The sequence below is a fragment of the Undibacterium sp. Ji83W genome, assembly GCF_049340385.1.
Classification (GTDB): domain Bacteria; phylum Pseudomonadota; class Gammaproteobacteria; order Burkholderiales; family Burkholderiaceae_D; genus Undibacterium.
The window spans coordinates 67,004-79,562 of sequence record NZ_JBMPOZ010000005.1; the positions used below are offsets into that span (position 1 = coordinate 67,004).

14 protein-coding genes are annotated in these 12,559 nt (G+C 51.9%); 8 read left to right on the plus strand and 6 right to left on the minus strand.

Annotated features, from left to right (window positions below; genetic code table 11):
- The first annotated feature begins 84 nt into the window (after window positions 1–84).
- On the plus strand, window positions 85–237 hold the full coding sequence (locus ACO0LD_RS10925) for a hypothetical protein (protein ID WP_423006588.1): 153 nt from the start codon (window positions 85–87) through the stop codon (window positions 235–237).
- A gap of 28 nt (window positions 238–265) precedes the next feature.
- Here the strand turns inward: ACO0LD_RS10925 and ACO0LD_RS10930 are convergent, their stop codons facing one another.
- Window positions 266–1,756, minus strand: a complete 1,491-nt coding sequence (locus tag ACO0LD_RS10930) for a cryptochrome/photolyase family protein (protein ID WP_423006590.1) — start codon at window positions 1,754–1,756, stop codon at window positions 266–268.
- Between the two features lie 147 nt (window positions 1,757–1,903).
- Between ACO0LD_RS10930 and ACO0LD_RS10935 the strand changes: the two genes are divergently transcribed.
- From ACO0LD_RS10935 to ACO0LD_RS10960, 6 genes are all read left to right on the plus strand, one after another.
- Window positions 1,904–2,521 carry a YqgE/AlgH family protein gene (locus tag ACO0LD_RS10935; protein WP_422949683.1) on the plus strand — a complete coding sequence of 206 codons (618 nt, stop codon included), beginning with the start codon at window positions 1,904–1,906 and terminating at the stop codon, window positions 2,519–2,521.
- Window positions 2,521–2,916 carry a Holliday junction resolvase RuvX gene (ruvX, locus tag ACO0LD_RS10940; protein ID WP_423006592.1) on the plus strand — a complete coding sequence of 132 codons (396 nt, stop codon included), beginning with the start codon at window positions 2,521–2,523 and terminating at the stop codon, window positions 2,914–2,916. Before ACO0LD_RS10935 ends, ruvX begins: the two co-directional genes overlap by 1 nt.
- The gene (gene pyrR / locus ACO0LD_RS10945) at window positions 2,913–3,434 is read left to right on the plus strand and encodes a bifunctional pyr operon transcriptional regulator/uracil phosphoribosyltransferase PyrR (RefSeq protein ID WP_423006594.1); all 522 of its coding nucleotides are present in this window, start codon (window positions 2,913–2,915) and stop codon (window positions 3,432–3,434) included. Before ruvX ends, pyrR begins: the two co-directional genes overlap by 4 nt.
- Complete coding sequence (locus ACO0LD_RS10950; protein WP_422949513.1) at window positions 3,427–4,398, plus strand: aspartate carbamoyltransferase catalytic subunit; 972 nt, start codon at window positions 3,427–3,429, stop codon at window positions 4,396–4,398. The genes pyrR and ACO0LD_RS10950 overlap by 8 nt, the downstream gene beginning before the upstream one ends.
- Window positions 4,399–4,405: 7 nt before the next feature.
- Window positions 4,406–5,692 carry a dihydroorotase gene (locus tag ACO0LD_RS10955; protein WP_423006596.1) on the plus strand — a complete coding sequence of 429 codons (1,287 nt, stop codon included), beginning with the start codon at window positions 4,406–4,408 and terminating at the stop codon, window positions 5,690–5,692.
- Between the two features lie 147 nt (window positions 5,693–5,839).
- Window positions 5,840–6,571: a lysophospholipid acyltransferase family protein gene (locus ACO0LD_RS10960; protein WP_423006598.1), complete on the plus strand. Its 732-nt coding sequence runs from the start codon at window positions 5,840–5,842 to the stop codon at window positions 6,569–6,571.
- A gap of 89 nt (window positions 6,572–6,660) precedes the next feature.
- On the opposite strand, the gene ACO0LD_RS10965 is transcribed toward ACO0LD_RS10960, so the two are convergent.
- The 5 genes from ACO0LD_RS10965 to ACO0LD_RS10985 form a co-directional block, all read right to left on the minus strand.
- Window positions 6,661–6,879, minus strand: a complete 219-nt coding sequence (locus tag ACO0LD_RS10965; RefSeq protein ID WP_423006600.1) for a hypothetical protein — start codon at window positions 6,877–6,879, stop codon at window positions 6,661–6,663.
- Between the two features lie 297 nt (window positions 6,880–7,176).
- On the minus strand, window positions 7,177–8,001 hold the full coding sequence (locus ACO0LD_RS10970; protein WP_423006602.1) for a symmetrical bis(5'-nucleosyl)-tetraphosphatase: 825 nt from the start codon (window positions 7,999–8,001) through the stop codon (window positions 7,177–7,179).
- A 7-nt stretch (window positions 8,002–8,008) separates the two neighbouring features.
- Window positions 8,009–9,115 carry a ferrochelatase gene (hemH, locus tag ACO0LD_RS10975; protein ID WP_423006604.1) on the minus strand — a complete coding sequence of 369 codons (1,107 nt, stop codon included), beginning with the start codon at window positions 9,113–9,115 and terminating at the stop codon, window positions 8,009–8,011.
- Window positions 9,116–9,130: 15 nt separating this feature from the next.
- The gene (gene recN, locus ACO0LD_RS10980; RefSeq protein WP_423006606.1) at window positions 9,131–10,777 is read right to left on the minus strand and encodes a DNA repair protein RecN; all 1,647 of its coding nucleotides are present in this window, start codon (window positions 10,775–10,777) and stop codon (window positions 9,131–9,133) included.
- Between the two features lie 124 nt (window positions 10,778–10,901).
- Window positions 10,902–11,795: an NAD kinase gene (locus ACO0LD_RS10985; RefSeq protein WP_423006608.1), complete on the minus strand. Its 894-nt coding sequence runs from the start codon at window positions 11,793–11,795 to the stop codon at window positions 10,902–10,904.
- Window positions 11,796–11,870: 75 nt separating this feature from the next.
- Between ACO0LD_RS10985 and ACO0LD_RS10990 the strand changes: the two genes are divergently transcribed.
- Window positions 11,871–12,557, plus strand: coding sequence for an HAD family hydrolase (locus tag ACO0LD_RS10990; RefSeq protein ID WP_423006610.1), 687 nt, complete (start codon window positions 11,871–11,873; stop codon window positions 12,555–12,557).
- Window positions 12,558–12,559 lie beyond the last annotated feature (2 nt).

A 12,559-nucleotide genomic window follows, 5' to 3' on the forward strand; every position in this document is an offset into this window, starting at 1 on the left:
TGTGCAATACAAAAAATGGGAAAGTCCGAAAACTCGCTACGCTCAAACATCGGCCTTTCTCTTTCCATTTTCTGTACTGCACAAATGGCGTCTACACATGGGAAACCGCAAAAAGTCAAAAGCAACTTCAAAATCAACAACAACAGCAACGTCAAAACCAACGTCAAAACCAACGTCAAAACCAACGTCAAAACCAACGTCAAAACCAACGTCAAAACCACATCAACACATTGCTAACAGCGTCGGCTCATCAAACCTTTAATCGTCACTCATCCTCACCATGCGTAGCCACCTTCTTCACCACCGCATACCGCGTCAAAGTCTGCTTGCGCGCGACATCATGTTCAACCAGTGGAAGCGGATAATCCCTGCCTATCTTCACCCCAGCCTGTTCCAGTAACAGCGGTGCAGTTTTCCAAGGCGCATGAATGCTGCGCTTGTCCAGTTTCGCCAGTTGCGGCAGGTAGCGTTTGATGAACTTGCCTTCGGCGTCGAATTTTTCTGACTGGGTGATGGGATTGAAGATGCGGAAGTAAGGCTGGGCGTCGCAGCCGGAAGAGGATGCCCATTGCCAGCCGCCGTTGTTGGCGGAGAGGTCGAAGTCGTTCAGGTGTTCGGCGAAATAGGCTTCGCCGCGGCGCCAGTCTATACCGAGGTCTTTGATGAGGAAGCAGGCGGTGACCATGCGCAGGCGGTTGTGCATGTAGCCGGTCTGGTTCAGTTGCAGCATGGCGGCATCGACCAGGGGGTAGCCAGTGCGGCCTTCGCACCAGGCGGCGAAGTGGGCGTCCGCTTGCGGGCCGGTTTCCCACTGTATGGCATCGTAATCTGGTTTGAAGGAGCGCCTTGCCACATGCGGGTGGTGATGCAAGATCATGAAATAAAAGTCGCGCCAGACCAGTTCAGACAACCAGATTTCTGCCCCGCGATTGGCAGAGATGCGTATTTGCCGCACGGCTTCTTGCACCAGTTGACGTATCGATATCGTGCCAAAGCGCAAATGGACTGACAGATACGACGGCCCCTTGACCGCTGGAAAATCACGTGACTGGTCATACAGTTTCATGCGGCCGACAAAATCTTCCAGTAAGCTGCGTGCGCCCGACATGCCGGCGGCGACTGGCATGCGGCGTTCAGCGGCTTGCGCGAAACCCATTTCGGCCAGCGTCGGTATGGTTTGCGCTGAGATGCTGCTTAGCTTGTGCGCATATTTTTCTATAGGGTAAGGGCGCGAATAAAAGTCGCTTCCTTCTGCATGGAATTTTTTCAGCCAGGCATTTTTGTAGGGAGTAAAAACAGAGAAGGGCGCGTTCGCCAGCGACAAGACTTCTGACTTTTCAAAAATGACCTGGTCTTTAAAACTCAGAAATGCACAATTTCGTTTTGATAATTCTTGCCTGACGGATTCATCACGGGCCACCGCCTGCGGTTCGTAATCATGATTGGTGAAAACCGCGTCCACACCTAGCTCGGCCACCAGTTGCGGTATGGCGGTTTCTGCATAGTCATAACGCACCAGTAAACCACCGCCCATCTGCTGTAATTCTTGATCCAGTTCAAGAATACTTTCATGAATAAAGGCAACGCGCCTGTCATTTTCTGGCAAATTGTCTAATATTGTTTTATCGAAGATAAAAGCGCAGCAGACCTCGTCACTTTGCCGCAGGGCATGGTACAGGGCAGCATGGTCAAAATTACGCAGGTCACGGCGGAACCAGACCAGCGAGCGAGGGAAATGGGCTTTATTTTCTTGCATGATCTGTCTGATAGTGTGGTCAAAACGCAGTGTGGCACCTTAGCACACATCGAAAATACACGCTAAAAATGCTAAAATGTGACTATGGCGAAGCAAACAAAATCACTACATACCAATCTGCACGACGATGCAACACAGTCGGCCCCCATGACTTCCAGACATAAATTTCAGGTGAAAAGCGAAGACGATAACAATTTGGAATTGAATTTAACCAATCATTTCCTGATTGCAATGCCATCCATGATGGACCCCGTCTTTGGCGGCACGGTGATTTATCTGTGCGAACACAGCCCGCGCGGTGCCATGGGCATGGTCATCAACCGGCCGATAGAGCTGACCGTGGCTGGGCTGTTTGACCGCATAGACTTGAAGCTGGAAATCATTCCTGATTCTCATCCCATAGGCAAACGCCCCGTTATATTTGGCGGGCCTGTGCAAGATGATCGCGGCTTTGTCCTGCATACCCCTGTTGGTGAGTATTCATCTTCATTAAAAGTGACCGACGAGATTGCATTCACCACTTCACGCGATGTGCTGGAAGCCGTGGCCGCCGGTGACGGGCCCGAGCAAGTCCTGATCAGCGTCGGTTATGCAGGCTGGGGTGCGGGCCAACTGGAGCAAGAGATTTTAGCCAATGGCTGGCTGACAGTCGCCGCTGACGCACGCATCCTGTTCGATTTGCCACTGGAAGAACGTTTTGCCGCCGCCATCAAATTGCTGGGTATAGACCCGCTGATGCTGGCAGCCGAAGCGGGGCATGCCTGATGGCTGCAAATGAAGGTACGGTACTCGCCTTTGATTTCGGTTTAAAACGTATAGGCGTTGCCGTTGGCAATACCTTTTTACGCCAGGCTGAGGCACTCAGCATCATTCACGCTCCTACCAATGACGGCAAATTTGCCGACATCACCAAGCTCATAGAACAATGGCAGCCCGTGCTCTGCGTGGTGGGTTTGCCCATGCATCCCGATGGTGCCGACAATGAAATGACACAGCGCTGCAAGCGCTTTGCCAACCAGCTCAATGGTCGCTTCAATCTGCCTGCCGTGCTGGTGGATGAACGTTATTCTTCTGCAGTACTCTCAAGCTCGCGCGGTGAGTTTATCGACGACGATGCGGCTGCCCTCATTCTGCAACAATATTTTGATGAAACGCCATGACTACCACGACCACTAATGCTGCCCAGCTTGATGCAGAAGCCCTGTATCAGCAGCTACTGGAGCAAATCAGGCCACATGCGCTGGCACAAAACAAACTGGCCATCGTTGGCATTTATTCAGGCGGTGCCTGGATAGCCGAGCGCCTGGTGCAAGACTTGGGTTTGCCGAGTAAAGCGGGCCTCATCGACGTGTCCTTTTACCGCGATGACTATGCCGCCAAGGGCCTGCATGCCGAAGTCAAACCTACGCAAATTCCTTTCGATGTCGATGGCGCACAAATCATCCTGGTAGATGATGTCTTGTACACAGGCCGCACCACCCGCGCCGCCATCAATGAATTATTTGATTATGGCCGTCCGGCCCGCATCATGCTGGCTACCCTGGTAGACCGTGGTGGCCGCGAATTGCCGGTGGCTGCTGATTTTGTAGCCCATACCGCCTCATTTGAACCCGCCGTCTCTGTCAATCTGCAACGTGCAGATGATGGCACTTTCAGCATCTCTGTCGACCATGCATAATCCCCAGCTCAATAAACACGGCGAACTCCAGCATTTGCTGACGATAGACGGCTTGCCGAAAGCCATCGTCAACCATATTCTCGATACCGCATCTTCCTTCGTCAGCGTCAGCGACAGGGAAGTCAAAAAAGTGCCGCTGATGCGTGGCAAAAGTGTCTTCAATCTGTTCTTTGAAAACTCTACCCGCACGCGTACTACCTTTGAAATTGCCTCCAAGCGCTTGTCGGCAGATGTCATCAATCTCAATATCGCTGCTTCGAGTACCAGCAAGGGGGAATCCCTGCTCGACACCATCGATAATCTGGCAGCCATGCATGCCGACATGTTTGTCGTGCGTCATGCCACTTCAGGCGCGCCTTTCCTGATCGCCAAGCATCTGAATGACACCAAACAGCATCATGTACATGTGGTAAATGCCGGTGACGGCCGCCATGCCCACCCTACCCAGGGTTTGCTGGACATGTACACCATACGCCACTACAAAAAAGACTTCACCAATCTGACAGTAGCAATTGTTGGTGATGTCTTGCACAGCCGCGTTGCCCGTTCTGACATCCATGCATTGACCATGCTGGGTGTGCCAGAAGTGCGCGTGATTGGCCCACGTACCCTGTTGCCCGGTGGCCTGGAACAAATGGGTGTGCGCGTATTCAACAACATGGATGAAGGCCTCAAAGGCGTCGATGTCATCATCATGTTGCGTCTGCAAAATGAACGCATGAGTGGTGCCTTGCTGCCTTCAGCACAAGAATATTTCAAGAGCTATGGCCTGACGCCAGAACGCCTGGCGCTGGCAAAACCAGATGCGATTGTCATGCACCCTGGCCCGATGAACCGTGGCGTGGAAATTGATTCTGCCGTGGCCGATGGCCCGCAGGCAGTGATACTGCCGCAAGTGACTTTTGGTATCGCCGTGCGCATGGCTGTCATGAGCATCGTTGCAGGCAACAGCGGCGGGGTATGAGGAGAATATGAAGATACATATCAAAAATGGCCGTGTGATTGATCCGGCAAGTGCTACCGATGCAGTACAGGACGTGTTTATCGCTGCTGGCAAGATCGTCGCCCTGGGCCAGGCACCGGCTGACTTTGTCGCCAATAAAACTGTTGATGCAACAGGCTTGATCGTCACCGCTGGCCTGGTAGACCTGAGCGCCCGCTTGCGCGAACCTGGCTTTGAATACAAGGCTACGCTGGAATCTGAATTGCAGGCCGCCATGCGCGGCGGTGTCACCAGCCTGGTGTGTCCGCCAGATACTGACCCCGTGCTGGATGAATCAGGCCTGGTAGAAATGCTCAAGCAAAGAGCACGCATGCAAAACAAGGCCCACGTTTATCCACTGGGTGCACTGACCGTCGGTCTGAAGGGTGAATCCCTGACCGAGATGGTTGAGCTGACTGAGGCAGGCTGCATAGGTTTTTCACAGGCTGAAGAAACCATTGCCAATACCAATACCCTGCAAAGAGCGCTGGATTACGCTGCTACCTTTGGCTTTACGGTCTGGTTGCGTCCGCAAGATGCCTACATAGGCAAGGGCGGTGTTGCTCATAGCGGCCCCTTGGCTTCGCGCCTGGGTTTGTCAGGCGTGCCTGTCATGGCCGAGACCATTGCCCTGCATACCCTGTTTGAACTCATGCGTGCCACCGGTGCCAAAGTGCATCTGTGCCGCATCTCTTCCGCTGCTGGCCTGGACTTGATACGCAAGGCCAAAAAAGAAGGCTTGCCGCTGACCTGTGACGTCGGTGCCCATCATGTGCATCTGACGGACGCCGACATTGGCTTCTTTGATTCCAATGCCCGCCTGACCCCACCTTTACGCAGCCAGCGTGACCGCGATGCCATTTCTGCGGCACTGAAAGACGGCACCATCGATGCGATATGTTCCGACCATACACCAGTCGACGATGATGAAAAACTGCTGCCATTTGCCGAAGCATCACCCGGTGCTACCGGCCTGGAATTATTATTATCGTTAGCATTGAAATGGGCAGAAGACAGCCGTGGTGACGTCAGCCTGACGCTGGCCCTGTCCAAGATCAGCCAGCATGCCGCCAAAGTGGCAGGTGTGCCTGCCGGGCAAATCGCCATTGGCCAGGCAGCCGACATCTGCATCTTTGATCCTGCCACACGCTGGAAGGTAGAAGCCAAAGCCCTCGCCAGCCAGGGCAAGCACACGCCTTTCCTGGGTTATGAATTGCCGGGCGTGGTCAAGGCGACGATAGTGTCAGGGCATATTGCGTTTGATACCTTGCATTGAATCCGGCCTGACTGAATTTTTGAAAATGATTTAAAGCATTATTGTGTAATAAAATGGTTTGCTGGGAGTATGGTTCACCGTACTCCCGTTTGTTTTATTACGATTTGAAATTTTTATCTTAGCCTTTGTGGGCGTGGGCGTTTGGGCATGATCGTTTGGCATTTTTTTCGGATATTTCTCCATCTCACGGCAGGTCTGCTGACTTGCGCCCTGATCTTTCCGTTTTCATCTGATGCCAGGCGTGACGATCTGGTGCGTCGCTGGTCGGTCAAATTGCTGGCCATCTGTACTGTGGATGTGGCTTTCAAGGATAAAAGCGAGGGTGCGGTGAATCCGTCGGCGATGATAGTCTCCAACCATGTGTCATGGCTGGATATTTTTGTCATCAATACCCTGCATCCTTGCCATTTCGTCGCCAAGTCAGATATTCGCAACTGGCCTTTGCTGGGCTGGTTATGTGAAAAGGCTGGCACGATTTTTCTGGTGCGTGGCAGGCAGCGTGATGTGCGCCGTATCTATGAAGGCCTGGTACATCAGATAGAAGCGGGCAAGCGCATCGCGTTTTTCCCTGAGGGTACGACAGCAGCGCAAGGCAATCTGCTGTCTTTTCACGCGAACCTGTTTGAAGCAGCAATAGAAGCACATGTACCTGTGCAACCCTTTGTTGTCCGCTATCTTGATGCGCAGGGACAGTTCCATGCTGCCGCTGATTTTATTGGCGACATGACTTTTGCAGAAAGCATGCGCATCATCTTGCTGGCACCGCGCATGACGGCAGAACTGGTACGCCTGCCTGCAATTTCTACCGAAGGTGCACACCGCAGGGAAGTGGCGCAAGTGGCGCGCGCAGCGGTGATGAAAGAATTGGGAATTAGTTGATATGTAGTAGTGTGACCCAAAGTATTTAAGGTAAAGTCTTGCGAAAACCAGAAGAATCGTTAGATTTTCGCAAAGGCTTTATTTCCTTATTATTTCCACTTCGTTTTACGTTGTTTTTTCCAGTTGCGCTGACGGTTGCCTATATGGCTGTTAATAGTTTCATACCCATGTGGAAAACAGCGTGAACAACCGCTTTTCTCTCCAATGATGATGCGTGATATCGTGATTCCCGATATCTTTTTGGGGATGTCAGCTAAACCAACTTCGTTTTTTCCGAATGCCTTGATGAGGCTGCATTCTCTTTTCATTTTGCTCTCCTTTAAGTAAATACCTAAAAGAGAGCACCTTTCAACATTTCTACCAGCATTTTTTCAACTCCTTACTGAACATAATGTCATGTTAAGCGGCTGCTTGATACGACGGCTTTTCGCATACAAACGGAACATAATCATACGCATTCCGGCTCACTCAAGATGCATAGACAAAAGATAATGTTCGCTATGTCAAAATAAATCAAGAGAAACTAAATAAGCAAAGCGGACGCACGGGTCTTGGAAGTGCTCGTGATATTGTGTATGTACACGGTATTAAAAATCCTGGAATTATTACCCCGGCTTTTGCTGCTGCGGACAATCTAGCTGCACGACTTGCCTGTCTTCAAGAGCGACAGCAGTCAGCTTGCCGCCCCAGACACAGCCGGTATCAAGGCTGATCAGGTTGTCACGCAAGATCAGGCCCAGGGTGGACCAGTGGCCAAATACAACAGTGTTTTTTTCACTGGCACGTGGCAGGTCAAACCAGGGGGCAAAGCCTTGCGGTGCGTTGTCCCGGCCGTCCTTGCTGTCAAAGTCCATGACGCCATCCGCACTACAAAAACGCATGCGTGTCAGCGCATTGATGATGCAACGTAACCTGTCATAGCCTTGCAAATCATCATGCCATTGTGACGGGGTATTGCCATACATATTGCGCAATAAATCCATCCAGTCCTTACTGCGCAGCTGTGTCTCCACTTCATGCGCCAGCTTGATGGTTTGCTTTGCTGACCATTGCGGGAATATCCCTGCATGCACCAGTAAATGCTGATGCTGCAAAATCGCCAAGGGTCTGTGCCGCAACCAGTCCAGCAATTCTTCACGGTCTGGTGCTTGCAGGATATCGTCGATGGTATCGGTACGACTTGCTTTGCGTATGCCATTGGCAACAGCCAACAAATGCAGGTCATGGTTGCCGAGTACAGATTCTGCCCGGCCAGCGATTTGCAAATCACGTATCAGGCGCAGGCTGGCCAGCGATTTGGGGCCGCGGTTAACGAGGTCACCTGCAAACAAAAACTGTGCGTTTGGTTCGGTCTGCTCTATCTGGTTGAGCAGGCTTTGCAACTGGTCGGCACAGCCTTGTATATCGCCGATAAAATAAGTTTTAGCCATTGCTGCCTCAGGGTTCTCCACCGAGGCGTTTGGCTTCTGCGCGGCTGATCAGGGCTTGTTGCTTTTGTTGTTCACGCACGCTCGCAGTGATCATGGTTGGCCAGCCTATCAGATGTTGCTCTGCAATTTCAGCCAGACCACGCAGCCATGCCGGTGACTCATTCAGGCAGGGGATGTAGTTGAATTCCTTGCCACCTGCTTTGAGAAAATCGGTCTTTACTTCCATGGCGATTTCTTCCAGGGTTTCCAGACAGTCAGCGATAAAGCCAGGGCAGATCACATCGACCCGCTTGACGCCTTCCTTGGCGAGTTTTGCTACCGTTGGAGCAGTGTAAGGTTGCAGCCATTCTGCACGGCCCAGGCGAGACTGGAAAGTGACCACATAATCATCCTTGCTCAGTCCCAGTTTTTCTGCCAGCAAGCGGGCGGTTTTATAGCATTCGCAATGATAGGCATCGCCGCGCAATAAAAAGGCCTTGGGCAATCCATGGAAACTCATGACCAGTTTGTCCGGACGGCCATGGCTTTGCCAGTGATCCATGACTGATACGCGCAGTGCCTGTATATAACCATCATGATCATGATAATTCTTGACGAAACGCAGTTCAGGCATGTTCCTGACTTGCTGGTAATGCTGGGCGACAGCGTCAAAATTGGATGCCGTCGTCGTGGCAGAATATTGCGGGTAGGCGGGCAATATCAGTATGCGCTCACATCCATCTGCTTTTAGCTTTTGCAAGACATCGGGTATTGAAGGTGAGCCATAACGCATGGCATACGCAACTTGCACTTCATGCCCGCGTTCACCCAAATAACCTTTCAGCAAGGCTGCCTGTTTTTGCGTATGGATTTTCAATGGCGAGCCATCCTTGGTCCAGATAGACGCATATTTTTTTGCTGACTGACCAGAACGAAAGGGCAGGATAATCCCGTGCAAGAGCAGCCACCAGACTGGGCGCGGCACTTCAACCACGCGTCTGTCCCATAAAAATTGTTTGAGATAGCGGCGCACGGCTGAAGTTGTCGGTGCATCAGGTGTACCGAGGTTGATCAGCACCACGGCTGTCTTGGCGATTTTGCCGTGTGAGTATTCAGGTTCTTTAAGGAAGCGCATGATGTATTTTTTTTCTTAAGATGCCAATAATTCTCTGGCGTGTTTGCGCGTAGTCGCCGTAATTTCTATGCCACCCAGCATGCGGGCGATTTCTTCCACTCTTTGTTTATTATCGAGTGCTTCTATCTGTGAAACGGTTTTGCCATTCTGGTTGGCCTTGCTGACCTGGAAGTGCTGGTTAGCCTGGCTGGCCACCTGTGGTAAATGGGTAACGCACAAGACTTGCCGGTCTTGCCCAAGGCGTTTCAGTAAACGCCCAACCACTTCAGCTACGCCACCACCTATGCCGCTATCAACTTCATCAAATATCAGGGTAGGAGTGGCTGTAGCGCAAGAGGTGATGACAGAAATCGCCAGCGAGATGCGAGCCAGCTCACCACCAGATGCCACCTTGGCCAGCGGCCTTGCCTGCACCCCGGCATGGCCAGCTACCAGAAATTCCACTTGTTCCAGGCCATAGGCGGCTGGTTCTACAGGATTGAGTGCGACAGAGAAACTGCCTCCACCCATGCTCAGGTCTTGCATCGCCGTGGTGACCGCTGCTCCTAAGTCTTTGGCAACTTTTTGTCTGGTTTTGCTGAGTTTTTGCGCGGTCTGCAGATAAGCCAGCCTGGCTTTTTCTTCCTGCGCTTTCAGGGCATCCATATCCGTCGCATTTGATAGCTGGGCTAGCTGGGCTGACAGCGTGGCAAATTCTTCATGCAGCTTTTCTGGTGCAACGTGAAAGCGCCGAGCCGTCGTGTGTATCGTTTCTACGCGGTTTTCCACCACGCGCAGGCGGGCCGGATCAAGCTCGGTGCGGCTCAGGTAAACATTGAGTGCATAAGTGGTTTCCTGCAAATTGATGCAGGCAGATTCCAGCGCATCGGTGACGGGCTTTAGCGCCGCATCATAATCAAGCAGCTTCAACAACTTTTGCTGGATGGCAGTCAGTTGCGACAGAACCGGATGCTCGGATTCAGAGATCAAAGTTGCCGCCTCTTGCCCACCTTCCATCAGGCTGGCAGCATGGGCCAGCCGGGTATGCTCCTGGCTGATGCTTTCCCATTCGCCGGGTTTGATCTGCAATTTATCGAGTTCGCCAACCTGCCATTCCAGACGCTCGCGTTCTTGCAAGACGCTCTTGGCATTGGTTTCAAATTCTTCACGTTGCTTGCTGATGTTACGCCAGGCGCGGTAACGCAAGCCTACTTCTGTGACTTGCTCTTGCAAGCCGCCTTGCATGTCCAGCAAATCGCGCTGTGCTTCGGTTTTCAATAAGGACTGATGTGCGTGCTGGCCATGGATATCCACCAGCATGTCGCCAATTTCGCGCAATTGTCCGGCGGTGGCAGTGATGCCATTGATCCATGCTTTTGAACGACCGGCATTATCGATGGTACGGCGCAGTATCAGTGGCTGGTCCTGGTCAAAAAATTCATGTTCTTTCAACCATGCTGCAAGGATGTCATTGACGGCAAATTCTGCGCTGATATCAGTTTTACTGGCAGACTCGCGCACCATGCTGGCGTCACCCCGGCCACCCAGGGCCAGCGTCAGGGCATCAATCAGAATGGATTTACCGGCGCCGGTTTCTCCGGTCAACACACTGAAGCCAGAAGAAAATTCAAGTTCCAGCGTATCGACAATGACAAAATCACGAATGGCAAGCGTGCGCAACATAATGGGCTGACATGAAGGAGTTTGTTAAGAAAACAGGGCTGGACAACATGCCCCAGCATAGCGAAATCGCTATTCTAGCAACAGCCTGTGACTTCTGTGTTCGTAAGAGTGGGTGGGCTAAAACTTAATTCAGCGCACCCTCTACGGATGGGTACTCATTCCAGTGCAATTTCTCGCGCAGGGTGTTGTAATAATTCCAGTCGTGAGGATGAAGAAAGGTCACCGTATGGGCAGAACGATTGACGATAATCCTGTCCTGATGCTGCAAACTGGCAAAATTTTGCATATCAAAATTCAGGCTGATATCGCGCCCGGCCACGATAGTGATAACGATTTCGCTGCTGTCTGGCAAGACGATAGGGCGGTTCGACAAGGCATGCGGAGCAATCGGCACCATCGCAATACCGGATAAACTGGGATGCAGCAGTGGGCCGCCAGCAGAAAGCGCATAGGCCGTAGAGCCAGTCGGTGTCGAGACGATAAGACCGTCCGAGCGCTGGTTGTACATGAAGTGCCCGTCTACCTCGACCCGCAATTCCACCATGCCTGAGCCAGCACCACGCGAGACCACGATGTCATTGAAAGCCACGCCACTGAAAATCTGGTTGCCGTCGCGGGTCACGATGGCCTGTAACAGGCTGCGGCGCTCGGAGACATATTTGCCATCCAGCATTTCCGTGATGACAGGGATCATGCGGTCAAGCGCAATATCGGTGATGAAACCCAGCCTGCCCTGGTTAATACCAATCAGCGGGATATTGTAAGGGGCCAGTTGCCGCGCTATGCCCAGCATGGTGCCATCACCACCCACCACGATGGCAACATCTGCCAGCTTGCCTATCTCAGGCACTGGCATGTTGCTGAACTCGCTCAATTGCAGGTATTGCGCCGTTTCTGCCTCGATGACGACGCGATGTCCTGCACTCGCGAGAAAATTGGCCAGTTCCTGAATTGAGTCTGCAATGCCTGAGGCATTAGATTTTCCAACAAGTGCAATGGTTTTGGCCTGTACTGTCATAAACAAAGGTAGGGTGACATGATGGCTAAGATTAGAACATAATTAGGACATCAACGAATGGAATGAGTGCTCTTTATGGCAATTAAAGCAGTTTTGCTGGATCTGGATGATACTTTGTGGCCGGTTGCACCGGTAATTCGCCATGCTGAATCAGTGTTGCAGCAATGGATGCATGAGCATGTGCCCGTTGTTGCGCAAAATTACAATGTGGAAAAATTGCGTGAGCGCAGGAATGTGCTGGTAGCGAGCGACCAGCGTTTTCAATACGATTTATGGGCCTTGCGTCATACCCTGCTGAAACAGGTGTTTGATGAGCATGGTGTGGCAGCCGAAAAAGCCGACCAGGCCATGGCGGTATTTGCCGACGCCAGGAACAAAGTCGACTTGTACAGCGATGTCAAACCGGCCTTGCAGGCTTTGCAAGAAAAACTGGTCCTGGGCACGGTCTCGAATGGTTTTGCTGATTTGCAGGCGATAGGCCTGGCGCATCACTTCAAGGTGTCCATCGCTGCTTTTCGTTTTGGCTGTGCCAAGCCTGACCCCAGGATATTTCTGGCAGCGTGCCAGGAGCTGGGTCTGACACCGCAAGAGGTGTTGTATGTAGGTGATGATTTGTTGCTTGATGTGCAAGGTGCGCAACAGGCGGGCTTGAAGGGTGGCTGGATGAACCGTCAGGGTTTAAAAATTGAAGATGAGCGCCATCTGCATATCAAGCCGGATGCGGAATTTGCCAATCTGCATGACCTTACTCTATGGCTATGAAT

Bases quoted from the DNA above. Each gene is read 5' to 3' on its own strand.
- ACO0LD_RS10925 (WP_423006588.1), top strand. From the start codon at position 85: ATGGCGTCTACACATGGGAAACCGCAAAAAGTCAAAAGCAACTTCAAA.
- ACO0LD_RS10930 (WP_423006590.1), bottom strand. From the start codon at position 1,756: ATGCAAGAAAATAAAGCCCATTTCCCTCGCTCGCTGGTCTGGTTCCGC.
- ACO0LD_RS10935 (WP_422949683.1), top strand. From the start codon at position 1,904: ATGACTTCCAGACATAAATTTCAGGTGAAAAGCGAAGACGATAACAAT.
- ruvX (WP_423006592.1), top strand. From the start codon at position 2,521: ATGGCTGCAAATGAAGGTACGGTACTCGCCTTTGATTTCGGTTTAAAA.
- pyrR (WP_423006594.1), top strand. From the start codon at position 2,913: ATGACTACCACGACCACTAATGCTGCCCAGCTTGATGCAGAAGCCCTG.
- ACO0LD_RS10950 (WP_422949513.1), top strand. From the start codon at position 3,427: ATGCATAATCCCCAGCTCAATAAACACGGCGAACTCCAGCATTTGCTG.
- ACO0LD_RS10955 (WP_423006596.1), top strand. From the start codon at position 4,406: ATGAAGATACATATCAAAAATGGCCGTGTGATTGATCCGGCAAGTGCT.
- ACO0LD_RS10960 (WP_423006598.1), top strand. From the start codon at position 5,840: ATGATCGTTTGGCATTTTTTTCGGATATTTCTCCATCTCACGGCAGGT.
- ACO0LD_RS10965 (WP_423006600.1), bottom strand. From the start codon at position 6,879: ATGAAAAGAGAATGCAGCCTCATCAAGGCATTCGGAAAAAACGAAGTT.
- ACO0LD_RS10970 (WP_423006602.1), bottom strand. From the start codon at position 8,001: ATGGCTAAAACTTATTTTATCGGCGATATACAAGGCTGTGCCGACCAG.
- hemH (WP_423006604.1), bottom strand. From the start codon at position 9,115: ATGCGCTTCCTTAAAGAACCTGAATACTCACACGGCAAAATCGCCAAG.
- recN (WP_423006606.1), bottom strand. From the start codon at position 10,777: ATGTTGCGCACGCTTGCCATTCGTGATTTTGTCATTGTCGATACGCTG.
- ACO0LD_RS10985 (WP_423006608.1), bottom strand. From the start codon at position 11,795: ATGACAGTACAGGCCAAAACCATTGCACTTGTTGGAAAATCTAATGCC.
- ACO0LD_RS10990 (WP_423006610.1), top strand. From the start codon at position 11,871: ATGGCAATTAAAGCAGTTTTGCTGGATCTGGATGATACTTTGTGGCCG.